Raw genomic sequence first — 26,117 nt, 5'->3', positions numbered from 1 at the left:
CGTTCGCGGCGGATCCGGCACAGGGCGTCGCGAGGGTGGGGCAGCCCATTTTTCTATCGTTGAAAATTCTCTCTGCACGACTGTTGTTTTGAGTTTGGCGCTGTGGCTCAATGTTCGATTATGTGCTGTGCCTCACAGGTTCGAGGCGCTTGAGCTCTCTCGACAGGACGACGCCTTGAGACGACAAATGCCCCTTCCCCGCGCTCTGTTCAGAACGGCGGCCTGCGCCGCCGCCCTGCTGATCCCCGTCGGCGCCACCCTGGTCCCGGCCGCCGCGGCCACCCCGGCCGCCTCCGCCGCCGCAACCGCGTTCGCGGCCCAGGACCCGGCCACCGCTGCCCACGGGCTGAAGGGCGAGTACTTCAGCATGTCCGCGCCCGGCGCGCGGGACTTCGACAAGCTCGGCGGAGTCGCCCTCGACCCGCAGATCAACTTCCCCGGCCTCACCGGCACGTTCGAGTCCACCACCGGCCGGACCGAGAACACCACCGCCCGCTGGACCGGCAGCATCACGGCCCCCGAGGACGGCGACTACACCTTCGCCGCGAGCGGCGACAACGGCTTCCGGCTCTACATCGACGGCCAGGCGGTCATCGACCACTGGGAGCCCGACTGGGACAACGAGCAGACCAGCAAGCCGGTCGCGCTCAAGGCCGGTGAGCCGCACACGTTCAAGCTGGAGATGTTCCAGGACACCGGCGGCGCCAACATGTTCCTGCGCTGGTCCAGCGCGACGCTCGCCAAGCAGATCGTGCCCGAGTCCGCCTTCACCCCGCCGGCGGACTTCGAGGTCTACCCCATCGGGCTGAGCGTCGCCGCCGACGGCCTGAAGCTCCAGGCGGCCTTCGAGGACAGGGTCGGCGACTACGCGGCGCTGAAGGACCACCTCACCATCGAGGCCGACACCTCGCCGATCCCGGTGAAGTCCGTCGCCCGGGTGCCCGGCAACGCCAAGGCGCTGGCCGTCACGCTCACCGGGCCCGTCCTCAAGGGCCAGCAGGTCAGGTTCGCGTACGACGGCGAGGCCGGCCTCCAGGTGGGCGGCGAGGCCGTCCCGCAGATCAGCCGCACGGCCACGAACCTGTCCACACACCGGCTGACCACGACCTGGGGCGACAAGCTCGACCGCAACCACCCGCTGCCCGAGTACCCCCGGCCTCAGCAGGTGCGCGACGACTGGAAGAACCTCAACGGCCCCTGGGAGTTCGCCGGGGCCAAGGCCGGTGAGCAGCCCGTCTTCGGTAAGAAGCTCGGTGAGCGCATCACCGTGCCCTACCCGGTCGAGTCGCAGCTCTCCGGTCTTGAGCGCCACGAAGACCACATGTTCTACCGCAAGCTCGTCACCGTCCCGAAGAACTGGGCCGTCAAGAGCGACAAGGGCAAGAGCAACCGGCTGAAGCTCAACTTCGGTGCCGTCGACTACCAGGCCACCGTCTGGGTCAACGGCAAGCAGGTCGCCGAGCACACCGGCGGCTACACCGCCTTCAGCGCCGACATCACCGACGCGGTCAAGGGCAGCGGCCCGCAGGAAATCGTTGTCGCGGTCACCGACACCACCGGGCCCGACCAGCCCACGGGCAAGCAGTCGGCCAACCCCGGCGGAATCTTCTACACCGCTTCCTCCGGCATCTGGCAGACCGTCTGGATGGAGCCCGTCGCCCCGGCGGCCGTCGACTCCCTGACGACCACCCCGGACATCGACAAGGGCCGGCTCGCCCTGACGGTCAACTCCGAGGACGCCTCGACGTCCGCCCGGATCACCGCCGTCGCCCGCGACAAGAAGGGCAAGGTCGTCGGCAGCGTCAGCGGCCCGGCCAACCGTGAGCTGAGCCTGCCGGTCGCCAAGCAGCACCTGTGGACACCTGACGACCCCTACCTCTATGACCTGAAGGTCACCCTCGATGACGGCCGCTCCAAGGACACCGTCGACAGCTACTTCGGCATGCGCTCGTTCGGCGTCGCCGAGGTCGGCGGCTACCGGAAGCTGGTCCTCAACGGGAAGCCGTTCTTCTCTCTCGCCCAGCTCGACCAGGGCTTCTACCCCGACGGCCTGAACACGGCGCCCAGTGACTCCGCCCTGCTCTTCGACCTGAAGGCGCAGAAGGACCTGGGCTTCAACTCCGTTCGCAAGCACATCAAGGTCGAGCCCGCGCGCTGGTACTACCACGCCGACCAGCTGGGTCTTCTGGTGTGGCAGGACTTCGTCTCCGGCAACCTCACCGGCGAGAAGGGCCACAAGGCCTTCCTCGACCAGGGCGCCGAGATGATGAAGCAGCTGCACAACTACCCCTCGATCGGTGCCTGGATCGTCTTCAACGAAGGCTGGGGCGAGTGGGACCGCACCGAGACCGGCAAGATCACCGAGCAGGTCCAGGCCGCCGACCCCTCCCGCGTCGTCAACGCCCACAGCGGTGTCAACTGCTGCAACTCCAAGGGTGATTCGGGCAAGGGCGACATCATCGACCACCACGACTACAACAACACCGACCCTGCCTTCCCGGACGACAACCGTGCGGCGATGGACGGTGAGCACGGCGGATTCACCCTGCGGTCGCCCGGACACATGTGGCCCGGCGCGCCCACCGCGATCTACAGCGGTGTCGCCGACAAGGCCGCGCTGACCGCCAAGTACGTCGAGAACACCCGTAAGTACTACCTGGAGGCGGCCGGCGCCGAACTGTCCGGCTCCATCTACACCCAGGTGACCGACCTGGAGAACGAGCTCAACGGCCTCTGGACGTACGACCGCCGTGAGATCAAGGTCGACCCGGCCCAGGTCCGCAAGATCAACCGAGAGGTCATCGCCGCCGGCGCGGCCGCCGGCGAGCGGGACGAGATCAAGGGCGGCGGCGCCTGGTCCCTCGACGAGAACAAGGGCACCGAGGCCGCCGACAGCGGGCCGAACCACAAGGACCTCACCCTCTCCGAGGGCACGTCCTGGACGGCCGGCGTGCACGGTGCGGCGCTGAAGTTCGACGGCGAGGGCCAGTACGCCGAGACCGACGGCCCGGTCGTCGACACCACCGGCGACTACACCGTCTCCGCCTGGGCGTCCCTGGACGCCCTGCCCGGCAACTACGCCACCATCGTCAGCCAGGACGGCCGGCGCCAGGAGAACCCGTTCTATCTCCAGTACGGTCAGGGCGGCTTCGCCTTCTCCACCCCCGGCGCCCACCGCGCCCGGCTGGACATGAAGCCCGAGCTCGGCCGGTGGTACCACGTGGTCGGCGTACGCAGCGGTGACGAGATCAAGCTGTACGTCGACGGCAAGCTCGCCGCGACCGCTGCGGCCGGATCGGCCGACGTCAGCAGCGGCGCACTGTCCGTGGGCCGCGCCAAGTGGTCGGGCGGCAACACCGACTTCTGGAACGGCTCGGTCGACCAGGTCTCGGTGTACGACAAGGCCCTGACCGCCGACGAGGTGAGCGCGCTGCACGACACCGAGCAGCCGTAGCCCCGGGGCTGTCGGTGAACGACTGAACCACTGAACGCTGCCTGCTGCCGCCATCCGCGCGGCAGCAGGCAGCGGCATGCGCCGCGCCCCGGCGAAGATGATGCTGTTGGCGAATTCGGGATGCGATCGAGAAACGCGCCAACGGGTAGGGGTGATCTTGAAGCTTTGAGCACCTGCTCCTCAAACTGGTATGACGTCGGGCTACGTGCAGGGACACGTCGGCGCAGGGGGTGGAATCGCAACTGCATTGGGCGGCAGAGCCCCCGGGCACCGGGCGCCGTATGGTTCGACTTCCCCACATGCGAGAGGAACGATGCGATGCTCGGCTATTGGCTGGCGGTCGTCCGCCGGCTGGCCCTGCCCGCGCTGGCGACCGGCGCGGTGTGCGGGGCAGCCATGACCGCCGCGCTGGTCCTGGGCGACGGCACGCCCTGGATCGGGGCCGCCGCCCAGGCCCTGGCCGCAGGCGCGGCGGTCGCCCTGGCCTTCACCGCCGCGCTGTCCACCTCCACAGTGGTGAGCGCGGCCCGCACGGCCCGCCGGTACGGGCTCACGCTCGGCCCCGAAGCCGTGGCCCTGCCCTCCGTCCGTGAGGTGCGGGTACCAGCCATCGAGGGCAGGACCGCCTTCCAGCTGACAGACAGCGTGCGGTACGCGGTCGAGAAGGACCCCGTCCTGCGGTTGGACGAGATCACCGCGTTCGGGCACGGCACCCTGGACCTGTCCCTGCGCGGGCCGTCGGACACGACGGTCTCCGTACAGGTCCGCGTCACGACCGGGTCAAAGGAGACGGCCGCCGTCGTGGAGGCACGTCCGGCGGTCACGTCCAAGCGGCTGGACGCGGCGGCCTGCTGGGCCGTCGCCCGCATCGTCGAGGAGCGCGTGGCGCAGGCACTGCGCGCCGAGGCCGCAGGCGGCACTGCCGCCCGCTGACGCCGGGCCGCCCACGCGGTCGAAGACCCGGTCCCGGGGCCACTGGCCCCGGGACCGGGTCTTCGTGCGTCCGGGAGTGACTACCGGGTCACCGGCGAGTACTCGATCGGCCTGCCTTGCACCATCGTCTCCCACGCGCACGTTGATCGTCTCCCAGCCTGCATCGTGTGACCCATCGGTGGATGTGACGAGACCGGGAACGCTCAAGACAAGGCCGGCGTCGCCCCGGACCCCAGGTCGTCAGCAGGTTCTGACTTCACATGCAGGTGCTCGCCTTCGACCTCGCGGCCGCGTTCCCTAAATTCCGGTGTGCCGAGCCACGATGGGTGGCACCTGGCCACGCTGGTTGGGACCGCCCTCGCTCATCTGTGCCAAGATTCGAGGGTGGACATGACCGACGTCACGCGTGCGATCGCGGCTGCGACTTCGGTCGCCGCATCGCTCGACCTGCCAGCCAACGATGCAACCGTTCTCCACAACTCGAACAAGCTGGCACTGCGGCTGACGCCATGCGACGTCTTTGCCCGGGTCGCCCCTGTGGGACAAGAGGTTGGACAGTTCGAAGTCGATCTCGCTCAGCGGCTCATCGAGGCCGGATGCCCGGTGTGTCCCTTGGAGCCTCGGGCGGACCCGCGTACGTACACGCGCGATGGTTTCGCAGTGACGCTGTGGACCTTCTACGAGCCCGTGACACCTCACACCTCACCAGTCGACTACGCCAAGGCGCTTGAGCAGCTGCACGCCGGCATGCGCGAGGTCGATGTGCCGAGCCCGAGGTACACGGACCGAATCACGGAGGCGGAGGAAGTTGTCGCCGACCCGGATCGCTCGCCGGAGCTCACCGATGCGGACCGCGTGTTCCTCAGCGGCAGGCTGGCAAGCCTGCGACGAGCGATCGAGGGGCGCGGCGCCGTGGAGCAGCTGCTCCACGGCGAGCCCCATCCGGGCAATGTGCTCAGCACGAAGAACGGCCCGTTGTTCATCGACCTTGAGACGTGCTGCCGTGGACCCGTCGAGTTCGATCTCGCCCATGTTCCCGAGGCGGTCTGCGAGCACTACCCAAGCGTTGACCAAGGGCTGCTGGACGAGTGCCGGCAGCTCGTTATCGCGATGGTCGCCGCGTGGCGTTGGGAGCTCGGCGACCAGTTTCCGAATGGGAGGCGATTCGGAGAGGAACTCCTGCGCTTGCTGCGCAAGGGTCCGCCTTGGCCGACACTCGGCACAGTGACCAGGCGCCTGGATGGTCTCTAGAAATCGCCGAAGGTCACGTCAAAGCGGCAAGGAACCGAGCGACGAGACTGTCGCCGTTGCAACCTGCCCGACCCTCGTCGTGCTCGCACAGTCGAGCATCGTTTCCGAGCCGGACGTCGACAGGATGCTCCGGCAACGGCCCACAACTGTGGCGATGAGCGTTCCCGGCGCCAGCCACGATCTGCTCACCGGCGCTGCCATCAACCTCGCCCGCATCGACGCCTGGCTCTCCGGTACCGGCCATGCCCGCACACGCGTCTCATGCTCTGCGGCTCTTCAGCAGAGCGAGGGCTGAGCAGTGCTCACGGATTGATGGCCCCAAAACCCCTTACGACTTTGCCGATGTCGGATGGCCAACTGGGCCTGTATCGGGCAACGAAGTCGGCGAAGTCCTCGCACAGGTACCGCGGGTCGGAGGGTTTCAGCCGTATCTGCTGGTGACCGCTGTGCACCCACCAGACCTCGAATTCGGTCACTGTTCCCTCGACAGGCCAGTCCTCGCTTCGCCCACGAGGCAAGAGCACGACGTCGACGAACCCTCCGACACCGAGGCCAATGTCCACGAAGACACCGATCGCCCCCGGCCTGGGCACCCGGACGACAGTGCCCGTGAAGACCTGACCGAAGCGCAGCTCGCCTTGCACTCGCTGCCACTCTGCTTCCGTCAACACTTACGCATCCTCGCACCTCAGCCCCGGCATCGACAGGAGAGCCCGGTGCAAGCGTCAACCCACGCCGGGCTCAACATCTGAAATTGGCCAACAGCGTCGAACCTGCCGGGGTGCCACCGTGTGAGGATCGGGGGATGGGAGAGCCGGAGATCCGCCGCCGCCGCGACGACGACCTGAAGGCGTGCGTCGAGGCGCTGGCCACGGTGCACGATGCCGACCGCTACCCGGCCGAGTGGCCGGGCGATCCGCGAGGCTGGCTGACACCGGACGGCATGCTCGGCGCCTGGGTCGCGGTGGAAGGCCCGGACGTCCTGGGCCATGTGGCACTCACCCGTACGTGCGACGTGCTGGCATCGGACGTGGGACTTCCGCCGGAGGAACTGGTTTCGGTGGCCCGGCTGTTCACGACGGCGTCAGCGCGCCGGCGCCGCGTGGCGAGCGCCCTGCTCGCCACCGTGACGACGGCTGCGGCAGACGAAGGACTGCGGACGGTCCTGGAGGTGGAGGACGGTGGCGAGGCCGCCGTGGCCCTCTACGAACGTGCGGGGTGGCGTCATGCCGGCAGCCGCACCGGTGACTGGACGACGGCCGACGGGCGGACGGCACTGTTGCACACGTACGTCGCCCCGGGCGCGGGGACGCGGTAGACGACCGACGGACCGGACACGACGCGGTCGGCGTCGCATCCGGGCCGTGGCCCGTACAGGAGGGAGCGGGCGGAGCCGGATCACGGCTCCCGGGGCGCCTCCACCGCCCAGGCGGTGCGGGATGTGGGCGGGGAACAGTCGGGGTCAGACGAGCTGCCAGAGGTGGTCGTCGGTGCCCGTGTCACCGAACTGGACGACGTGGGCGCTGTCGGCGGTGGACATGTTGTCGACGCCGAGGACCTTGCCGGAGTGGCGGTTTCGGACGCGGTACCAGCCGTCGCCCTCGGGGACCAGCTGCCAGAGGTGGTCGTCGGTGCCGTTGTCGTCGAACTGGACGACGTGGGCGCTGTCGGCGAGGGACATGTTGTCGACGCCGAGGACCTTGCCGGAGTGGCGGTTTCGGATGCGGTACCAGCCGTCCCCCTCGGGGACCAGCTGCCAGTCGTGGTCGTCGGTGCCCGTGTCACCGAACTGGACGACGTGGGCGCTGTTGGCCGTGGACATGTTGTCGACGCCGAGGACCTTGCCGGAGTGGCGGTTGCGGATGCGGTACCAGCGGTCCGAGAGCCAGGGTTCCGCGTCCGGACCGGCCGTGGGGAACGAGGTGATGCGCAACCGCGCGGCTCCCATGGGGACGAGCGTGATCTCCTCCACCGGCTCCGTACTGCCCGCCGGACCGTCCTGGAGCGGGGCCACGACATGCTCGCCGTCCGCCGTCCACTCCGGGATCCGCCGGGCCTTCGCCGTCATGGTCAGCGGGGTGCCGTCGAGGGTGAACGGATTGGCGTCCTTGGCGTGGCGCACCGTGTGGTGGCGCAGCGAGGCCGCCGGCCTCCGTTCGTCGAGGACGAGCCCGTAGTTCCACGGGCTCGTGGCGTGCACCGCGTACTCCGGGAACTGATCGGTGCCGCCGATGCGCTCGTACTCCTCACCGATGCGCAAGGAGTACGTGAGTGGGCCCCGGTCCACGCTCACGGCACCGTGGTTCTGCTCCCAGGTACGGACCGTGGTCCTCTGCGGGAAGTGCAGGGTCACCCGGTCGCCGTCCGTCCAGGTGCGGTCGACGCGGGTGAAGGCCGGCCCTGCGGGGGCGTCGACCGGACGCCCGTTGACCTCGATCTCCGGGCTGTCGCACCAGGCGGGAACGCGCAGCACCAAGGGGAACGACAGCTTCTTCGGTGCCGTCAGCGTCAGCGTGACCGTGTCCGTGAAGGGGTAGCCGGTCTCCTCGGTGAAGGTGACCTCGGTGCCGTCCGCGACCTTCGCGGTGACCTCGCAGCTCGCGTACATGGCGGCGGCGAGACCGCCGTCGGGGGTGGCGAGCCACAGCTCCTCGACGAAGTAGGGCCAGCCCATGCCGTAGTTGTGCGGGCAGCAGCGGTACTGGTCGACGCCGGGCAGGAACGCCTGCATGGCGAAGCCGTTCTGGAACTGCCGGCCGCTCTTGGGCACGTTGTCCAGATCGACGCTGTTGGCGCTGGTGATGTAGTGGACCGCCTTGCCCGACGGGTCCAGCGACGCGGGCAGTGAGTTGAAGGCCAGCTCCTCGCAGCGGTCCGCCCACAGCGGATCTCCGGTGATCCGGGTGAGCAGCTGATGGCTGGCCATGAACTCGACGATGCCGCACGTCTCGAAGCCCTGCCGGGGATCGCCGTGTCCGGGGCGCGCGTTCTCGTCCCCGGCGAAGCCGCCACCGGGGAACTGGCCGTACTGGTCCATGGCCTTGCCGTACGTCCCGTACGTGTTGCGGGTGTCCTCGGCCGAACCGCTGCGCAGCGCGTACTGGGCGGGCTCGCGGAAGCCCTGCGCGATGTTGACGTTGTGCAGGTTGACCAGGTTGTCGCCCCAGTCGGCGCCGTTCGCGTGGATCTTGTCGGCGAGGTCGAGCAGGAAGGTGTCGCCGGTGCGGTTGAAGAGCCAGAAGACGCTGTCCAGGCCGTCGCCCCAGCGCAGCGCGATCCAGCTGGTGTTGAAGGCGCCGGGCCCCTGAGCGTTCATGTAGCGGAAGAACCGGCTCAGGAACGGGATGACGCGGGTGTCGCCGCAGTACTCCTGCCACGATCGCAGGGCCTGGACCAGCGGCAGGAAGGGCCAGAAGTCCGGACCGCCGTTCAGTGACTTACGCAGCGGCTTCGGACCGAAGAATCCGTCGGACTGCTGCGTGGCGAGAATCGCGTCGAACCAGCGGCGCACCGCGGCGAGGGCCTTGGCGTCGCCCGTGACGATCGCGAGGTCGGTGTATCCGCGCAGCCAGTACGGGACCTCCTCCCAGCCGCCGAGTTCGGGGCGTACCCAGCCGGTGGCGGTGAAGTCCAGGAAGTGCGAGAACTCCTCGTAGCGGCCGCACAATCCGTCCAGCTGGAGCTTCAGCTGTCCGGCGAGCCAGCCGCGCGCGGTGACGCGGCCGGGCGGCAGCTTCAGGAACGCCGTCGGGTGCAGGGGAGCGGCGTTGGGGGAGTAGTGACCGCCGCGGGCCGGTTTCGCCCGGTGCTCGGCCGCGGTCGCGGTGGCCGACCACCGGCCCGCCGCTGTCGTGGCGGCGATCGTGGCGAGCGCGCCGGTCATGAGTTGTCTGCGGTTCAGGGGCATGGAGGGGGGCTCCTGGTCTGCCGGCCGTGCGGGGTTCCGGCTCGGTGAGGGCACATGACGCCCGGGGGTTGCCGCGGTGCGTCGTGCCCGGGCCGGGGCGCGCGCAGGGCGAGGAAGGCCGTGACTACCCGGGCGGGTGGCACGGCAACACGCTTGCAACGTTGGAAAATTGGGCTCCGGCGGTATGACAGCACGCCGTCGGGTGGCTGTCCAGGCCTGTGGCGGTAACCCGTGGGCCATGACCGCCCGTTCGCCCTTTGCCGCTCCGACACATTTTGGAAACGCATCGACAACGCTCTTGCCGCCTGCGCCGCGCCGCGTATATAACGTTGTAAACCGAGCCGCCGAGAGGCCCCGCAGGCTCTCACGACCGAAGTTCGCCCAGCTGGCGGGGTCGTGAGGAATGCAGCGGCATCAGCCGCCGAGCGGCCGATGCCTCGTCCAGCCATGACCGACCGCGCATGCCCATCGGCGTGCCGTCATCCCGCCAAGGAGCTCCCGCGCATGATGATCCAGCGCCGATCCCGTACCCTCGCCGTGGCCTGCCTCCTCGCCGCCACCGCCACGCTGGCCGCCTCCGGCTGCTCCAAGTCGGAGACCTCGGACACCGCGAACGCCGACACCAGCCAGGGCGCCCAGGCGGCCAAGTCCCCGGAGAGCTCGTCCGGTTCGGGCTGCTCCCTGCAGACCTACGGGGCCCCGAAGCTGGACCTGAAGAACGCCGTGGTCGGCTTCTCCCAGTCGGAGAAGGAAGCCAACCCGTTCCGTATCGCCGAGACCCGGTCCATCAAGGACGAGGCCAGGAAGGTCGGCGTGAAGAAGCTGCTGACCACCAACGCCCAGTCGCAGCTGTCCAAGCAGATCAGCGACATCCAGGACATGCTGTCCCAGGGCGCCCAGTTCCTCATCGTCGCCCCGCTGAACTCCGACGGCCTCGAGCCGGCCCTGAAGGCGGCCGCCGCCAAGAAGGTCCCGGTGCTCACCATCGACCGCAAGGTCAACTCCACCGCGTGCAAGGACTATGTGGCCTTCCTCGGCTCCGACTTCGTGGAGCAGGGCAAGCGCGCCGCGGACGCGATGATCAAGACGACCGGCGGCAAGGGCAAGGTCGCCATTCTCCTCGGTGCGTCGGGCAACAACGTCACCACCGACCGCACCAAGGGCTTCGTCGACCAGCTGAAGGCCAAGGCCCCCGGCCTGGAGATCGTCGCCCAGCAGACCGGCGAGTTCGCCCGTGACAAGGGCCAGCAGGTCATGGAGCAGCTCATCCAGTCCAAGCCCGACATCACCGCCGTCTACGCGGAGAACGACGAGATGGGCCTCGGCGCCGTCACCGCTCTGAAGGCCGCCGGCAAGAAGCCCGGCAAGGACGTCAAGATCGTCTCCGTCGACGGCACCCGCAACGCCGTCCGGGCCCTGGTCAACGGCGAGTACAACGCTGTCATCGAGTCGAACCCGCGCTTCGGCCCGCTGGCCTTCGCGACCGCCCAGAAGTTCTACGGCGGCGTGGAGATCCCGGAGAACGTCATCATCAGCGACCGCGCCTACGACGAGTCCAACGCCAAGGCCTCGCTCGGCGGCGCGTTCTGACCGAACCGCCCCCACCTGCCCGTATCGCCGGCAGTCCGTCGGCCGGCACCGGCCGCGTACTGATCCGTACGCGGCCCCCGGCCCCTGCCGGACCTGCCGGCCCACCCGCCGCCGTGACCCTTCCCACCCGTCACGGCGGCGCCCGGGCCCACCCCCTTGGAAGAGCGGAAGGCCGAGACCAGCCATGGCACCACCCGAAGCAGTACCGCAGGCGCAGCCGCCGGAGCCGGCCGCCGGTGTGAAGGAGGCACCCGCGCACGACGCCGATGCGCGACCGGATGGCGGGCGACCGGACTCCGCACCGGCCGCGCCCGTCCTCGAAGCCCGCTCGGTGAGCAAGAGGTTCCCGGGCGTCGTCGCCCTCGACGGAGTCTCCTTCTCCCTGCGCGCCGGGGAGACCCACGCACTGGTGGGGGAGAACGGGGCCGGGAAGTCCACCCTGATCAAGGTGCTGACCGGTGTCTACCGGCCCGACGAGGGCGAACTGCGGCTGGCCGGCGAACAGATCGCCTTCGCCCGGCCGTTCGAGGCGCAGCAGGCCGGCATCTCCACGATCTACCAGGAGGTGAACCTCGTCCCGCTGATGAGCGTGGCGCGCAACATCTTCCTCGGCCGTGAACCCAAGAACCGCTTCGGGCTGATCGACTTCTCCCGGATGCACCGCGAGACCACCGAACTGCTCGACGGTTTCGGCGTCCGCGTCGACCCGAAGAGGCCGCTGCACACCCTGGGCATCGGCACCCAGCAGATGGTCGCCCTGGCCCGCGCCGTCTCGGTCAACGCCCAGGTCGTCATCATGGACGAGCCCACCTCCTCGCTGGAGCCCCGCGAGGTCGAGACCCTCTTCCGCGTCATCGGGGACCTGCGCGCACGCGGCATCGCCGTGCTCTACGTCAGCCACCGCATGGACGAGCTCTACCGGATCTGCGACCGCGTCACCGTGCTCCGCGACGGCAAGCACATCCACACCGGGGACCTCGCCGGCCTCGACCGCATGCGGCTCGTGTCGATGATGCTCGGCCGCGACATGGCCGAGGTCCGCCGCTCAGGACTCACGAGCTTCGGCCCGGAGGGCCACGACACCTCGCGCACCCCCGTCCTCACCGCGACCGGCCTCTCCCGCGACCACCAGCTCCACGACATATCCCTGTCGCTCTACGCCGGTGAGGTCCTCGGCCTCGGCGGACTCCTCGGCTCCGGCCGCAGCGAGACCGCGAAGGCCCTGGCCGGTGCGCTGAGCCTGGACTCCGGCGAACTGAGCATCGCTGGACGCACCCTGCGCCGCCTCACCTCTGCGGGAGCCATCCGCGCGGGCATCAGCCTGCTGCCCGAGGACCGCAAGGCCGAAGGCATCGTGCCCGGACTCTCGGTCCGCGAGAACATCGTGCTCGCCGCGATGCCCCGCCTCTCCCGCGCCGGCATCGTCTCGCGCGCCAGGCAGGACCGCATCGTCGACATCTTCATGAAGCGGCTGCGGATCAAGGCCGCGAGCCCCGAGCAGAAGGTCGGCGAGCTCTCCGGAGGCAACCAGCAGAAGGTCCTGCTGGCCCGCTGGCTCTGCCTGGAGCCCAAGGTCCTGCTGCTCGACGAACCCACCCGCGGCATCGACGTCGGCGCCAAGGCCGAAGTCCAGGGCCTCATTGACGAACTCGCCCGCGAAGGCCTCGCCGTCCTGCTCATCTCCTCCGACATCGAGGAACTCATCGAGGGCGCCGACCGCATCGTCGTCCTGCGCGGCGGCGCGGTCGCGGGTGAACTGGCCGGCGACGAGGTGGCCGAGAGCCATCTGCTCGAGGTGCTCGCCGACCACGCACCGGCGCCCGCAGGCAAGACCTCGGCGGCCAAGGAGGACCCCCGATGACACAGGCCGCACTCACCACGCCCGCAGCCCGTCCGCTCGCCCGGCTGCGCGACCCCGCCTGGTACCAGGAGTACGGCGTCTACCTCGCCGTCGCGGTCGTCCTGCTCTTCAACGCCCTGTTCACCGAGCACTTCATGACCGCGGACAACCTGCGCACCCAGCTCGTCCAGGTCGCCCCCATCGTCATCGTCGCCCTCGGCATGGCGCTCGTCATCGGCACCGAGGGCGTCGACCTGTCCGTCGGCTCGACGATGGCGCTGGCCACCGCCCTGCTGCCGCTCTACCTCGGGTACGGGCTGGTGCCCGCCCTCGTCATGGCCCTGCTGGCCGGCGCGCTCGTCGGAGCGGTCAACGGCACACTGGTCTCCCTCGTCGGGCTGCAGCCGATCGTCGCCACCCTCGCCCTGTTCGTCGGCGGCCGGGGCCTGGCCCTGGTGATGGCGGACGGTCAGCTCAAGCAGATCGTCAACCCCGACCTGCTCTCGCTGGGTACCGGATCGTTCCTCGGCATCCCCCTGGTCGTGCTCATCGCCGCGGCTCTCGCGGCCGCCGTCGCCTTCCTGGTCCAGCGCACCACCTTCGGCCGCCAGATCGTCGCCATCGGCGGCAACCGGTCCGCGGCGGCCCTCGCCGGACTTCCCGTACGGCGGGTGCTCATCGGTGTGTACGTGCTCTGCGGAGTCCTCGCCGCCCTGGCCGGCATCCTCGCCACGGCCAGGCTCACCGCCAGCGATCCGTCCTCGCTCGGCACCCTCATGGAACTCTCCGCCATCACGGCGGTCGTGGTCGGCGGCACCCCGCTCAACGGCGGCTCCATCCGGGTCCTCGGCACGGTTGCCGGCGCCCTGCTGATGCAGCTGCTGCGCGCCACCCTCGTCAAGCACGACCTGCCCGACTCCACCGCACAGATCGCCCAGGCGGCCATCATCATCGCCGCCGTCTACGTCGCCCGGGAGCGTCGGTCCCGATGAACCACACCTCACCCGCCCCTGTGGCCCAGGCCCCGGCACCCCTCAAGACACCGGAAGCGACCGGCGGCGCGCCCCGTCCCGCGGCCGGGCAGCGCATCGCCGGACTTCTTCAGCGCCAGGGCGTGCTCGCGGTCCTGCTCACAGTCGTGATCGTCGCGTCCTTCATATACCCGACCTTCGGCACGCTGGACAACGCCCGGGGCGTGAGCGTCCAGGCGTCGTTCGGCGCCGTGGTCGCCCTCGGCATGACCCTGGTCATCATCACCGGCGGCATCGATCTGTCCGTCGGATCCGTCTTCGCCCTCGGCGGCGTGCTCGCCGCCTGGGCCTCGCAATGGGGCTTCCTGGCCGCCCTGTTCGCACCGCTCGTGGCGTGCGGGGCGATCGGCCTGCTCAACGGACTGCTCGTGGCCCGCGCCGGGATGGCACCCTTCATCGTCACGCTCGCCACCCTGCTCGGTGCACGCGGCCTGCTCCTCGCGATCACCGACGAGGGTGCCACCACCTACCTGATTCCCAAGGGTTCCGCCTTCGCCGAACTCGGACAGGGCAGCGTCCGGGGCTTCGGCTACCCGATCCTGATCGCCCTGGCGCTGTTCGGCATCGGCGGACTGCTCCTCCAGCGCACCTCGTTCGGGCAGACGCTCTTCGCGGTCGGCGGCAGCAACGACGCGGCCATGCTGATGGGCCTGCCCGTCGCCCGTACCAAGATCCTCGTCTACACGCTCAGCGGACTGCTGGCCGGATTCGCCGGTGCGCTCAGCGCGGCCAGGCTCTCCTCCGGCGTCACCATCGTCGGCGTGGGCATGGAACTCGACGCGATCTCCGCCGTCGTCATCGGCGGCACCCTGCTGATCGGCGGCGCCGGATCGGTCAGCGGAACGCTCTGGGGCGTGCTGCTGCTGGCCGTCATCCAGAACCTGATCAACCAGATCGGCTCGCTGGACTCCTCGTACCAGTCCGTCGTCAGCGGTGGGTTCCTTATCGTTGTCGTCGTGGCCCAGCGCTATCTGGCGCGCAGCCGCAGAACCACCTGAGACGGTGCCGGGGCCGACGGCCCCGGCACCGTCTCGAGCCGAACCGGCGGAGCCGGGCCACCGCGCGTCATCGCGCGACAAGTCGATCCAGGGAGTGCCGTGGGCGTCAGCCTCAAGGACGTTGCACTACGGGCGGGCGTGTCCATCAAGACCGTGTCGAACGTGGTGAACAACTATCAGCACGTCACACCGAAGATGCGGGCCAAGGTGCAGCAGGCCATCGACGAGCTCGGCTACCGGCCGAACCTCACCGCACGCCATCTGCGCAAGGGCCGCACCGGCATCATCGCCCTCGCCGTCCCCGAGTTCGGCAACCCGTACTTCGCGGAGCTGGCCGGAGCGGTCGTCGACGCGGCGGCCCGGCACGACTACACCGTGCTGGTCGACCACACCGGCGGGCTGCGCGAGAAGGAGCTCCTGGTCAGCCAGGGATTCCGGTCCCATGTGATCGACGGGCTCATCCTCAGCCCGATCCACCTGGAGACCGAGGACCTGATGGCGCGCACCGAGACCGCACCCCTGGTGCTGCTCGGTGAGCGCGAGTACGAGGCCCCGTACGACCACATCGCCATCGACAACGTGGCGGCCGCCCGCGACGCCGTGCGCCATCTCATCGCCCACGGCCACCGCCGCATCGCCTTCCTCGGCTCACGCACCGGCCGCGAACGCCAGCCGGCTCATCTGCGCCTGCGCGGCTGGCGCGAGGAGCTCACCGCCGCCGGCATCGAGGCCGATGAGTCGCTCGTCGTCGTCACCGACGGCTACGGCCGCGAGGACGGGGCCACCGGCATGGCCGACCTCCTGGACCGCGGGGAGCAGCCCGACGCGGTCTTCGCGTACAACGACCTCATCGCCATCGGGGCGATGCGCACCCTTTCCGAACGCGGGCTGCGCATCCCCGAGGACGTGGCCGTCGTCGGGTTCGACAACATCGAGGAGAGCCTCTACGGGGCCACCACGCTCACCACGGTCGCCCCCGACAAGGAGGCCATCGCACGGCTGGCCGTCGACAGCCTCGTCGAGCGCCTCTCCGGCAACCCGGTGTCCGAACCCCGGCGCCCCCGGCCCGGCTACGAACTCGTCGTCCGCGAATCCACCGTTGCCCGGCCCCCCTCCGAGCAGGCCGGACCGTAGGCAGCCGCGCCGGACCGCCCCACGCTCCGCGGCGGTTCGGCGCAACAGCTCCAGGGCCTGCCGTCCCCGTCCCGCCCGGCCGCCCGGCCGTCCGTTCGTCCCAAGGATCCGAGATGCCTCGCCCCACCGTGAACCGCACACCCTTCGGCGCCCACGGGCCCGCGGACATCGACGTCTGGACCCTCGACTCCGGCACCGGAGTCCGCGCCGAGATCCTCACCTACGGCGGCATCCTGCACCGCCTCACCGTGCCGGACACCGGGGGAGTCCCCGCCTCGGTCGTACGTTCGCTGGCCGCCCTCGACGACTACACGGGCAAGAACCCGTACTTCGGAGCCCTCATCGGCCGCTTCGCCAACCGCATCGCCCACGGCCGCTTCACCCTCGACGGAGCGTCGTACCGGGTCCCCGCCACCGACCGGGGCCACGCCCTGCACGGCGGGCCCGACGGATTCCACACCCGCGTCTGGCAGGCAGCCGGCGTCTCCACCGGCGAGGCCGCGTCGCTCCGGCTCACCCTGCACAGCCCCGACGGCGACATGGGGTTCCCCGGTGCGCTGGACGTCACCGTGACCTACACCCTCGACACGACCGGCACCCTGGCGCTCGACTACACCGCGACCACGGACGGTCCCACCGTCGTCAACCTCACCAACCACGCCTACTTCGACCTCACCGACCGGGGCGACATCCTCGGGCACACCCTCCAGGTGGACGCGGACCGCTACCTTCCCGTCGACGAGGACGGCATCCCCGAGGGGCCCGCCGCGGCCGTGCACGGCACCCCGTTCGACCTCACCGCCCCGCACACCGTCGGGGAACGCATCGCGGCGCCGGACGAACAGCTGCGCCGCGCCGGCGGCTTCGACCACTGCTGGGTCCTCGACGGGCCCGGCGCACCGGCCGGCCTGCGCCGCGCCGCCCGGCTCACCGCCCCGGGTGCCGGGCGGATCATGGAGGTGTGGACCACCGAACCCGGCATCCAGGTCTATACCGCCAACCAGCTGGACGGCACCCTGGCCGCCCCCGACGGCGGACGCCACGAGCGCCACAGCGCCGTCTGCCTGGAGACCCAGCACCTGCCCGACTCACCCAACCGGCCCGACCAGCCCGGCACGGTCCTGCGCCCGGACCAGGTCTTCCGCAGCCGCACGGAGTTCCGCTTCCCGCACCTCGCGCCGGCGCGGTGATTCCGAACCACTTCGCCGCCCCGGCGCGGGAATGAGGGAACCGGCCGTGCCGTTGCTGCGTTCATGACCTTTTTTGTGGACGTGACCGTACGGGGTTACGAGCTCGATACGCAGGGACATCTCAACCAGGCCGTCTACCTCCAGTACGCCGAGCACGCTCGCTGGGAGCTCCTTCGTGCCGCCGGACTGCCGCAGGAGAAGCTGCTCGCCGACGGCGTGGGGCCCGTCGCGCTGGAGGTCACGGTGAAATTCCTCCGGGAGCTGCGGGGAGGCGAGCGGGTGCGCGTGTCGTGCCGGTTCGAGTACGGGGAGGGGAAGACCTTCACGGTGGCACAGCAGATCCTGAAGGAGGACGGAACGGTGGCGGCCGAGGTCACGGGCGTGGCGGGCATTCTCGACCTGACGACGCGCAGGCTGGTCGCCGACCCGGCCGGACGCCTCGCCGCGCTCGCCAAGGACCCGGATCTGCTGAGCGGCTGATCCGGCGTCAGCGGACCTTCCGGCCCGCCGCCAGAGAGGCCACCACCCTCTGGAGGCGGGCCGCCCTGACGTGCGGGGCCCTCGCCGTCATGAGGCGCAGCGGCACCGGGCAGTGGACGGACCTGCCGAGCCGCTCGTAGAACAGCCGGGCGGGCCCGTCGGCGGTCAGGGCGCCGGCGAGATCGGCCGGTACCTCAGGACAGATTCCGTCCTGTACGGTCGCGGCTCCGCGTGTGGCCCCCTCTCGTCCCGCTGCCGCGGCCGGGCTTCAACTACGACAGATCTCGTATTATGGGGAGCCCAGGACGAAGCGACGATGCGGAGCCACCGTGACCCCTGCCAGTGCCACAGACCCGGCAGCCGGCGCCCGCGCACTGGCCCACCCCGCGCGCGACGAGATCAGGCTCGAGTCGGTGCTGCACGCGCTCTCGGACCCGGTGCGGCTGCTGGTGGTCCGCGAGCTCGCGGCCGCCGACGACGAGCTCACCTGCTCCCGGATCGAGCTTCCGGTGACCAAGTCCACCAGCACCCACCACTTCCGGGTGCTGCGCGAGAGCGGCATCGTTCAGCAGAACTACCGCGGCACCGCCAAGATGAACGGGCTGCGGCGCCAGGACCTGGAGGCGCTGTTCCCCGGCCTGCTGGACCGCGTGCTCGAGGCGGCGAACCTCCAGGCGGCCCGTCTCGGCGAGGGCTGACCCGCCGCCCTCACGCGGGGGCGGTTCGGTCTACGGGATGTCGCTCGCCCTCGCGCGGGGCGGTCCGGTCTACGGGATGTCGCCGCGCGCCGCGTCCATGAGCCCCGGCCAGTCCGGGATCTTCACGGGGCCCCGCCCCAGCGACCGCCCCAGCGTCGTCTCCGCCCGCTCGATCGACAGCCAGCCGTCCCACTCCACCGGTCGCAGCCCCCACGACCGGAGCACGACCAGTGGATCCGGGGCCGACGGGCGGCCGGCGAGCAGGGGCGCGTCCTCGACCAGGGATGCAACGGTCTCCTTCGCGCACGAACGGTTCGATCCGATGACGCCGGTCGGCCCGCGCTTGATCCACCCCGCGACATACTCCCCGGCCGAGGCCGCCCCGTCCCGCAGCACCCGGCCGGCCCGGTGGGGCACCGTGCCGTGCGCCGCGTCGAACGGCAGTCCGGGCAGCGGCGTCCCTCGGTAGCCGACCGCCCGCAGGACGAGGCCGGCGCCGATCTCCTCGTATGTGCCGGTGTCACGGACTCCGCCACTGCCGTCCGGAACCGTACGGGCGAACCGCACACCCGCCACCCGCCCCCGGCGCTCCAGCAGTTCGACCGGGCGCAGGAAGAACCGCAGCCCGATCGTCCGGTCCGCTTCGCGGCCCGGGTCCGGCGGGTTCACGGCCCACCCGCGCAGGACGTCGAGGTTGCGACGTACCAGTGCGGGCAGGGGCGCGGAACCCGGCAGCGAACCGGCGTACGCCGGATCCAGAGCGAGGTCCGCCGGGTGCACGACGATCCGTGCTCCGGGGAGGCTGCCGAGCTCGCGGAGCTCCTTGGTGGTGAACCGTGCCTGCGAGGGCCCCCGCCTCCCCGCCATGTGCACCTCGCGCACCCGGCTGCCGGCCAGCACACCGAGCGCCGGCTGCGGCACATCGGTCGGCCGCAGCTCATCGGCGCCCCGCGCGAGGATCCGTGCCACGTCGACCGCCACGTTGCCGACTCCGATCACCACCACCGAACGGGCCTGCAGCGCGAAGAGACCGGCGGACGCGTCCGGGTGTGCGCTGTACCAGGAGACGAACTCGGTCGCCGAGTGGCTGCCGGGCAGGTCCTCGCCCGGGATGCCCAGCGGGCGGTCCGTGGCCGCTCCGACGCAGTAGACCACCGCGTGGTAGAGCTCGCCGAGCCGCTCGGGCGCCACCCCGTCCCCGCCCACGGCGACATTGCCGACGAAGGTGACGCGCTCGTGCTCCAGGACGGCCCGCAGGCTCTGCTGAAGCGATTTGATCTTCTCGTGGTCGGGTGCGACGCCGTACCGCACCAGCCCGTACGGACAGGGCAGCCGGTCCAGGACGTGCACCCGCACATCAGGTACCACGGTCTGCGTCACCAGGGCCTGGGCGGTGTAGACCCCGCTGGGACCGGAGCCGACGACAGCGACACGGAGCACGGCGCACCTCTTCCCGGAGGGTTCCTCCAGCATCGCACCGGAGGGCCGGGCGGGGGAGGTGCGCGGCGGGTGTTCTCAGGGTGAGAGTGCGCGCATCCGGCTGATCTCGGTGGTCTGCTGGGCGACGACGTCGCCGGCCATCTCCTCGACCTGCACGTTGTTCCCCTCCGAGAGCACCTCGGTGGCCATGGTGACCGCCCCCTGGTGGTGGGTGATCATCAGCTTGAGGAACAGCCGGTCGAAGGCCGCGCCCTTCGCCGCCCGGAGCTGCTTCAGCTGCCCGGGTGTGGCCATGCCCGGCATGGCCGCGTGGTCGTGCCCGGCGGGCTCCTTCGCCCGGCCGTGATGGGTGAGCCAGCCCTCCATCGCACCGATCTCGGGCTGCTGGGCGGCGGTGATGCGTTCGGCGAGCCGCTTGACCGGGGCCGAACGGGAGCGGGAAGGGACGAGCCCGGTCAGTTCCAGTGCCTGAGTGTGGTGCAGGATCATCATCTGCACATAGCCGACGTCCGCCGAGTTGGGCGTGTCCACCCCGGCCTCCTCGGCGGCCTGGGAGGCCGAGAGCGTCCGCGCGGGCTCCCCCGGTTTCCCGGGCGCCACGACCGAACCACCCCCGTGGGCCGCGGTCCTCGGACCGCTGTCACCACCGCCCGCATCGCAGCCGGCGGCGCCGAGCAGCACAGCCGCTACGGCCGTTGTGATCACGAATCCGCGGATCCGATCAGTCTGACGACGAATCAACAAAGCGACCTCCGTTGACACATGGGTGGTTGCGCACTGTCCTAGCATGTCAGCGCAGAGCAGTGATCAGAATCTGTCATTCTTCGCACATGTTGCAATGAAATGTTCTGTTTGAGGTCATGCCGATCACCCTGGACCTTGAAGAAGAGGTACGCCGTAACTTCCCGGGTGGGACCGGCGCAACGACGACGGAACCTTGTACTACACCCCCAACCCATACCGGATCAGGTCCTACGGCTGGGCAGCGCGACGACGACTGCATGACCTATACGACGAGTGCGGCATCCACGTCGAGGAGAGCGAGGTCTGGCACGCTATCCGTCGGTCGGCGGCGCGCATTTAGTTTGATCGGCTGCGCGAACAAGTGTCATACGGCCATGCGCTACGCCGGACATCGGCGCTGCTCGGCCACCTGAGTTCCCACACGACGGAACGGTATGTGAGGCTGCAAGCTGAGCGCGCGGCACGCTATGAGTCCCTGCGGGGCCGGCGATCTATCGGAGCGACGACGCCGGATGCGACGGTTGCGCCGATCCGGCGGCCCGTGTAATTCGAAGGTGGGGGCGGGAAGCTGGGTCGCGTGTCCCGCCCCCGGTCGAGTGATGTTCGCGCGAGTACAAGATCACGAGGGCTTGGTGCTGTCCCCACATGATGTGGCTGCCATCACACTCGAGTGGTGTCACATCCGATGCCGCTGGCCTGTCCTGTTCACGGAAGCCAAAGAAGGGATCGTGAGGATGAAGGCCGTCATCGTGTGCGCCTCGGTGTCGCACGGAAATACGCGTCGTGTCGCCGACAGCATGGCTCAGGTACTGGGCGCGAAGGTCGTCTCGCCCGAGCAGGCAGACCTGGCGGAGCTGGCCGGCGCCGACCTTGTGGGATTCGGCTCGGGTGTCTTCTATCAGAGGCTCCACCCTCGCCTGACCGACTTCGTCAAGGCCCTGCCCACCGGGCGGGGCCGGGCATTCGTGTTCGCCACCAGCGGGCTTCCGGAGCTGCCGCTGGTGCCTTTCACCCGCTCCTTGATCCAGCTCCTCGAAGACAAGGGCTTCGAGGTGGACGGGAACTTCTCGTGCCGGGCGTTGGACACCATGATGCCCTTCAAGCTGATCGGCGGTTTCCAGAAACATAGGCCGAACGACGGGGACCTGGCCGCTGCGCGGGCGTTCGCCACGCGACTGCTGGACGGGCGAGAGCCGGTGTCCTGACACATGCAGCTCCGGGGCTCTCCCACATCCCCGACCAGCAAGATCACGACCTCTACCGCTCGCACGGGCCGTTGAAGACGCGGTTCGCCGCCTCGAGTTGGAACCATCACGTGAGCGTTCCGTCGCAGCGGTACGGACCTGAGCCCGCAACGAGGACGCCATCCGCGCGGCCATGGAGCGGCTACTGAGCAGTGACGTTCCGCCCGGCGGCGGATGCGACATGAAAGCACTGGCAGCTCAGGCCGGCGTGACCCGCACCGCGTTCTACGCGAAGCAGAACCGCGACGTTACGAAGCGCCCTGGCCCCTACCAGCACCTCGCGGAAGAGTTCGAGCGGCGTCTCCAGGCTCTGCGGGCGGCCGGACACGTCGCTGATCCGCGAGCCGCCCAGATCGCACGGATCAAGACCCAGGTCGCGGAGCTGAAAGAACGCCTCGCCAGACGTGATGAGAGCGTCACCGAGCTGACCGCCTTCAAAGAGGCACCGTTCGGCTCGTGCAACTGAGTGGAGCCGACCCGGGCGCCGTGGTCGCAATGCTGATGAGGACGGTCGAAGACGACTCGGCCCCAGAGCTGCGTGAACGCTCCTGTAGGTTCTTCCGGACTTGCGGTGGCGGGTCTGGGAGACGACGGGAGCGACCGTGGTTGATGAACGGCTTGGTGCTGACTGGCTTCGCGGCTGGCGTGAGCAGGTGGATGCGACGCTCGCGGAGCTGATGCAGTCGTTCCAGGCGCGGCACGGCATCGAGCCCGGCAACAACCTGGTCGTGCTCGCTACGGAGGAGAGCCGCCAGGCGACAGACGCGCTCGTGGAACTGACTCCGATCCCCTCGGATCTGACCACGATGTACTGGGTGATCGGCGAGGTCTCCCTGCCCGATGTGGACAACGGCTACTTTGTGCACCCGGCGTCAACGGTTGCCGGCCACTTTCGCGAATACGGGGCCGTCCGAATCGACGGGGAAGAGCCTGCCTTGGTCTTCGGCAGCGACGGCGGCGGCCATCTGTTCGCGCTGGCGGGCTCCGGACGGGTTTGGAGGTCGACCACCGCATCGTGGTTCGATCAGTTCGACTTCGCCGCAGCCAGTCTGCGGGAGTTCTTCGAAGGGCTCTCTCAACGGATCAGCAGTCAGCCCTGACTGCCGGGGTTTCGATCCAGCTCGGAGCAGTGAGCTGGGGACGTGCTACAGCGCGAACGGTTGATAGGCCAAGGCCTGATCGACCACCTCCGCCGCGGTCGGCTCCAGCCCCTTCGGCCAGAAGATCAAGCCGCTGACATAGCCGGCCGGGCAGCCGAGAGCTCTGTCGAGCTGCTCAAGAAGAACCTGCTCCTCCGCTTCGTCGGAGCAACCGCCGTTCATGATCTTCTGCACCAGCTCGATGGCCGCCTCGCGATCCATCACACCGCATCCGGGGGCCAGCGATCTGGACGGCCGGCTCGCACGAAGTCCCGACCGTCCCGGAGGAGAGGGCCGGGAGTGCGCGGCGGCCGGACACGTGCGCTCATGAACCCCTCAGTGCTGAGCGGCGCCGTATTCGGTGTGGCGGTGATGCTCGTCTTCGGGAGTTCCGAACGGCGTGGCCTTGACATACGCGGCGATCTGCCCTTGCGATGCATCGAAGTTACTGGTTAGTGATCGAATTCACCTGATCTGTGGAGAGAACAGGCATGGGCCGGGTTGGAAAACCACCGGAGCGATGCCCGGGGTTCGAGTTGCAGTGGCTGAATCACTGCTGGTCATGGCCAAAAGTCAATAACTTTCATTACGTCTCTGTTGCCATCTGTTGAGATGCCCATGGCAAGGACCATACTGCCGGAGTCCGTGAACCGGTCAACTACATACGGATCCATGGGAGGACGCAGTGACCTCGTTGCACACCACCCCGGTGCGGCGCAGACGTCTGGGCGTGGCGGCAGCCGCCGCCGGGCTCTTCGCCACTCTGCTGATGGCCGGGCCCGCGGCCGCGACACCCGACCCCGGTGACGCGGCCGCGAGCCGAACCGATGTCTCCGCGAGCCGGCAGGCCGAGGCGACCGCCGCGATCACGAGCGGTGAGATACCCGGCGTGGACGAGATCGTCCACAGCCGCAACATCACCCATCTCGCCAACGTCCCCAAGGACGCGCTCCAAGGACTCAACACGGACCTGGCCTTCCAGGGGAAGTACGCCTTCGCCGGGAACTACGACGGCTTCCGGATCTTCGACATCAGCAATCCGAGGTCGCCGCGGACGGTCGCTCAGGTCCTGTGTCCCGGATCGCAGAACGACATCTCCGTCTCCGGGAACCTGCTGTTCCTGTCCACGGACTCCTCGCGCAGCGACAACTCCTGCACCAGCACCACCCAGCCCGCCACGGAGAAGTCCTCCTGGGAGGGCATGAAGGTCTTCGACATCAGCGACAAGCGCAACCCGAAGTACGTCGCAGCCGTCGAGACCGCGTGCGGATCGCACACCCACACGCTGGTTCCCGAGCGCAACAGTGTCTACGTGTACGTCTCCTCGTACTCGCCGAGCGACACCTTCCCCGACTGTCAGCCGCCGCACGACGGGATCTCCGTCATCAAGGTGCCGCGCAAGGCACCCGAAGAGGCCCGTATCGTCAACTTCCCGGTGCTCTTCCCGGACGGCGGGAACCCGGGCGGTCCCACCAACCCGGGTGTCTCCAAGACCACGGGCTGCCACGACATCACCGTGCTGCCGTCCAAGGACCTGGCCGCCGGTGCCTGCATGGGTGACGGCCTGCTGTTCTCCATCAAGGACCCGGAGAACCCGAAGATCATCGACCGGGTGCAGGACAACGTGAACTTCGCGTTCTGGCACTCGGCGACGTTCAACCAGCGTGCGGACAAAGTCGTCTTCACCGACGAACTCGGCGGCGGCGGCGCGGCCACCTGCAACGAGGAGATCGGCCCGAAGCGCGGCGCCGACGGCATCTACGACATCGTCGGCAGGGGCGACCACCGCAAGCTCGTCTTCCGCAGCTACTTCAAGATCGACCGCCCGCAGGCCGACACCGAGGTCTGTGTCGCACACAACGGTTCGATCATCCCGGTCAAGGGCCGAGACCTGATGGTCCAGGCCTGGTACCAGGGCGGCGTCTCGGTGTGGGACTTCACCGACTCCTCGCATCCGAAGGAGATCGGCTTCTTCGAGCGCGGCCCCGTCAGCACGGACGCGGTCACCACGGCCGGCCCGTGGTCGGCGTACTACTACAACGGCTACATCTACTCCAACGACATCGCCAAGGGATTCGACGTCCTGAAGATCGACGACCGGCGGACCGACCCGGCGAAGCGGGTGCGCACGGACGAGCTCAACGTCCAGACGCAGCCCGACTACTTCGACCGGTAACCCGACGGCAGCCGACCGGCAGCCGGCTGCTGAAACCCGCCGGACAGCAGACGGCGCCGCGACGCACTGCGGTCCGCGCTACGGTCCCGCCCCGGCTGTATCCGGGCGGGGCCGGGGTGCGTCCGGGGCTCGTGCTCATTGACCGATCTGCCGCGCCGGGACATGCTGTACGCCCGCGCCACCGGCTGCCCCGCACAGGCCGTCACGCGGTCCGCGGCGGTACTGCCCGCCGGGGTGGACCGCCTGGTTCCGGCGACGCAGGGGATCGCCGGAATCAGACGTCTCAGGCGGCCTCGTACCGGTGCGCCCGGCCGCCCCGCCACTCGACCCACTCGGGGCTGTCCAGGATCTGCTCGGGGTCATCGAGCCCCGCACCCTCCAGGAACACGATCACATCGTGGTCGGAGTGCGCGAGGCCGAGTATCTGGACCCGCCCGTCGCGCTGCACGGTGACGCGCCGCCCGCCGGAGGGGGACGGGCGGAAGATCACGATCGGGGGAGAGGTCATGCCTCCAGGGTGCGGCGCCGCGAGGTCGGCCGCACAGCGAACCGGAAACACGGCCCGGCAGCAGATCGGCGAGCGGCAGCCGGACCGGCCGCGCCGCGGGACGGAGGGGGTCAGGCGGCGGTCCTGGCGCTGCCACCGGTGGCGGCGGCCCACTCGACCAGCAACCGCTGGTACGCCTCCTCGTCCTCCGGGGACAGACAGCCGCCCGAGCGCTGCCACAGATCGCGAATGTCTTCATTCACCACTGAGGCGGAACGCACGGAACCGGGCGGGCACGGAGTCGGGGACATACGTACCAGGCTAAGGCCCCGATGTGACAATCCGACCCATTGGGCGTCAGGGACATCTCTCACATGTCTC

25 protein-coding genes are annotated in these 26,117 nt (G+C 69.4%); 17 read left to right on the top strand and 8 right to left on the bottom strand.

Annotation, left to right across the window (positions count from 1 at the left end; translation table 11 throughout):
* Positions 1-187: 187 nt before the first annotated feature.
* From OG782_RS03635 to OG782_RS03620, 4 genes are all read left to right on the top strand, one after another.
* Positions 188-3,454 (top strand): LamG-like jellyroll fold domain-containing protein, encoded by a 3,267-nt coding sequence (locus OG782_RS03635; protein ID WP_406447935.1) that lies wholly within the window; start codon positions 188-190, stop codon positions 3,452-3,454.
* A 318-nt stretch (positions 3,455-3,772) separates the two neighbouring features.
* Positions 3,773-4,387 carry a hypothetical protein gene (locus OG782_RS03630; protein ID WP_406447934.1) on the top strand — a complete coding sequence of 205 codons (615 nt, stop codon included), beginning with the start codon at positions 3,773-3,775 and terminating at the stop codon, positions 4,385-4,387.
* A 390-nt stretch (positions 4,388-4,777) separates the two neighbouring features.
* On the top strand, positions 4,778-5,638 hold the full coding sequence (locus tag OG782_RS03625; protein ID WP_406458818.1) for a phosphotransferase: 861 nt from the start codon (positions 4,778-4,780) through the stop codon (positions 5,636-5,638).
* Positions 5,639-5,792: 154 nt separating this feature from the next.
* Entirely contained in the window at positions 5,793-5,933 is a 141-nt protein-coding gene (locus tag OG782_RS03620) for a hypothetical protein (protein WP_406459471.1), read from the top strand.
* Positions 5,934-5,940: 7 nt separating this feature from the next.
* On the opposite strand, the gene OG782_RS03615 is transcribed toward OG782_RS03620, so the two are convergent.
* A complete protein-coding gene (locus tag OG782_RS03615) occupies positions 5,941-6,309 on the bottom strand; it encodes a hypothetical protein (RefSeq protein WP_406447933.1) in 369 nt (122 codons plus the stop codon).
* Positions 6,310-6,443: 134 nt separating this feature from the next.
* Between OG782_RS03615 and OG782_RS03610 the strand changes: the two genes are divergently transcribed.
* Positions 6,444-6,956: a GNAT family N-acetyltransferase gene (locus OG782_RS03610; RefSeq protein ID WP_406447932.1), complete on the top strand. Its 513-nt coding sequence runs from the start codon at positions 6,444-6,446 to the stop codon at positions 6,954-6,956.
* A gap of 144 nt (positions 6,957-7,100) precedes the next feature.
* Here OG782_RS03610 and OG782_RS03605 read toward each other — a convergent pair whose 3' ends face one another.
* A complete protein-coding gene (locus OG782_RS03605; RefSeq protein WP_406447931.1) occupies positions 7,101-9,545 on the bottom strand; it encodes an RICIN domain-containing protein in 2,445 nt (814 codons plus the stop codon).
* Positions 9,546-10,049: 504 nt separating this feature from the next.
* On the opposite strand from OG782_RS03605, the gene OG782_RS03600 reads away from it, so the two are divergent.
* The 7 genes from OG782_RS03600 to OG782_RS03570 all read left to right on the top strand — a co-directional run bounded on the left by OG782_RS03600 (position 10,050) and on the right by OG782_RS03570 (position 17,808).
* Positions 10,050-11,135: an ABC transporter substrate-binding protein gene (locus OG782_RS03600; RefSeq protein ID WP_406447930.1), complete on the top strand. Its 1,086-nt coding sequence runs from the start codon at positions 10,050-10,052 to the stop codon at positions 11,133-11,135.
* A gap of 184 nt (positions 11,136-11,319) precedes the next feature.
* On the top strand, positions 11,320-12,996 hold the full coding sequence (locus tag OG782_RS03595) for a sugar ABC transporter ATP-binding protein (RefSeq protein ID WP_406447929.1): 1,677 nt from the start codon (positions 11,320-11,322) through the stop codon (positions 12,994-12,996).
* Positions 12,993-13,967 carry an ABC transporter permease gene (locus OG782_RS03590; RefSeq protein ID WP_406447928.1) on the top strand — a complete coding sequence of 325 codons (975 nt, stop codon included), beginning with the start codon at positions 12,993-12,995 and terminating at the stop codon, positions 13,965-13,967. The genes OG782_RS03595 and OG782_RS03590 overlap by 4 nt, the downstream gene beginning before the upstream one ends.
* Complete coding sequence (locus OG782_RS03585; protein ID WP_406447927.1) at positions 13,964-15,004, top strand: ABC transporter permease; 1,041 nt, start codon at positions 13,964-13,966, stop codon at positions 15,002-15,004. The genes OG782_RS03590 and OG782_RS03585 overlap by 4 nt, the downstream gene beginning before the upstream one ends.
* A 99-nt stretch (positions 15,005-15,103) precedes the next feature.
* Positions 15,104-16,138 carry a LacI family DNA-binding transcriptional regulator gene (locus tag OG782_RS03580; protein ID WP_406447926.1) on the top strand — a complete coding sequence of 345 codons (1,035 nt, stop codon included), beginning with the start codon at positions 15,104-15,106 and terminating at the stop codon, positions 16,136-16,138.
* Between the two features lie 113 nt (positions 16,139-16,251).
* Entirely contained in the window at positions 16,252-17,328 is a 1,077-nt protein-coding gene (locus OG782_RS03575) for an aldose epimerase family protein (RefSeq protein WP_406447925.1), read from the top strand.
* A 63-nt stretch (positions 17,329-17,391) separates the two neighbouring features.
* Positions 17,392-17,808 (top strand): acyl-CoA thioesterase, encoded by a 417-nt coding sequence (locus OG782_RS03570; protein ID WP_406447924.1) that lies wholly within the window; start codon positions 17,392-17,394, stop codon positions 17,806-17,808.
* Positions 17,809-17,815: 7 nt separating this feature from the next.
* On the opposite strand, the gene OG782_RS03565 is transcribed toward OG782_RS03570, so the two are convergent.
* Complete coding sequence (locus OG782_RS03565; protein ID WP_406458816.1) at positions 17,816-18,013, bottom strand: YdeI/OmpD-associated family protein; 198 nt, start codon at positions 18,011-18,013, stop codon at positions 17,816-17,818.
* 124 nt (positions 18,014-18,137) lie between these two features.
* Between OG782_RS03565 and OG782_RS03560 the strand changes: the two genes are divergently transcribed.
* Positions 18,138-18,506 (top strand): ArsR/SmtB family transcription factor, encoded by a 369-nt coding sequence (locus OG782_RS03560; protein WP_406447923.1) that lies wholly within the window; start codon positions 18,138-18,140, stop codon positions 18,504-18,506.
* 69 nt (positions 18,507-18,575) lie between these two features.
* Here the strand turns inward: OG782_RS03560 and OG782_RS03555 are convergent, their stop codons facing one another.
* The gene (locus OG782_RS03555; protein WP_406447922.1) at positions 18,576-19,946 is read right to left on the bottom strand and encodes an FAD-dependent oxidoreductase; all 1,371 of its coding nucleotides are present in this window, start codon (positions 19,944-19,946) and stop codon (positions 18,576-18,578) included.
* A gap of 75 nt (positions 19,947-20,021) precedes the next feature.
* Complete coding sequence (locus OG782_RS03550; protein ID WP_406447921.1) at positions 20,022-20,708, bottom strand: DUF305 domain-containing protein; 687 nt, start codon at positions 20,706-20,708, stop codon at positions 20,022-20,024.
* Between the two features lie 716 nt (positions 20,709-21,424).
* On the opposite strand from OG782_RS03550, the gene OG782_RS03545 reads away from it, so the two are divergent.
* From OG782_RS03545 to OG782_RS03535, 3 genes are all read left to right on the top strand, one after another.
* Positions 21,425-21,895 (top strand): flavodoxin family protein, encoded by a 471-nt coding sequence (locus OG782_RS03545; protein ID WP_406447920.1) that lies wholly within the window; start codon positions 21,425-21,427, stop codon positions 21,893-21,895.
* A 220-nt stretch (positions 21,896-22,115) separates the two neighbouring features.
* Positions 22,116-22,400: a hypothetical protein gene (locus OG782_RS03540; RefSeq protein ID WP_406447919.1), complete on the top strand. Its 285-nt coding sequence runs from the start codon at positions 22,116-22,118 to the stop codon at positions 22,398-22,400.
* A 136-nt stretch (positions 22,401-22,536) separates the two neighbouring features.
* Entirely contained in the window at positions 22,537-23,034 is a 498-nt protein-coding gene (locus OG782_RS03535) for a hypothetical protein (RefSeq protein WP_406447918.1), read from the top strand.
* A gap of 45 nt (positions 23,035-23,079) precedes the next feature.
* Here the strand turns inward: OG782_RS03535 and OG782_RS03530 are convergent, their stop codons facing one another.
* The gene (locus OG782_RS03530) at positions 23,080-23,295 is read right to left on the bottom strand and encodes an e9imm peptide (protein WP_406447917.1); all 216 of its coding nucleotides are present in this window, start codon (positions 23,293-23,295) and stop codon (positions 23,080-23,082) included.
* Positions 23,296-23,758: 463 nt separating this feature from the next.
* Here OG782_RS03530 and OG782_RS03525 point away from each other — a divergent pair, with 463 nt between their 5' ends.
* Entirely contained in the window at positions 23,759-25,249 is a 1,491-nt protein-coding gene (locus OG782_RS03525) for an LVIVD repeat-containing protein (protein ID WP_406447916.1), read from the top strand.
* A 283-nt stretch (positions 25,250-25,532) separates the two neighbouring features.
* Here the strand turns inward: OG782_RS03525 and OG782_RS03520 are convergent, their stop codons facing one another.
* On the bottom strand, positions 25,533-25,757 hold the full coding sequence (locus OG782_RS03520) for a hypothetical protein (protein WP_406447915.1): 225 nt from the start codon (positions 25,755-25,757) through the stop codon (positions 25,533-25,535).
* Between the two features lie 110 nt (positions 25,758-25,867).
* Entirely contained in the window at positions 25,868-26,047 is a 180-nt protein-coding gene (locus tag OG782_RS03515; protein ID WP_406447914.1) for a hypothetical protein, read from the bottom strand.
* Positions 26,048-26,117: the final 70 nt, after the last annotated feature.

The sequence above is a fragment of the Streptomyces sp. NBC_00876 genome, from assembly GCF_045207435.1.
In the GTDB taxonomy this organism is placed as follows: domain Bacteria; phylum Actinomycetota; class Actinomycetes; order Streptomycetales; family Streptomycetaceae; genus Streptomyces.
Note: the sequence above shows the minus strand (reverse complement) of the source record. Positions and strands in the feature narration are given on the sequence as shown.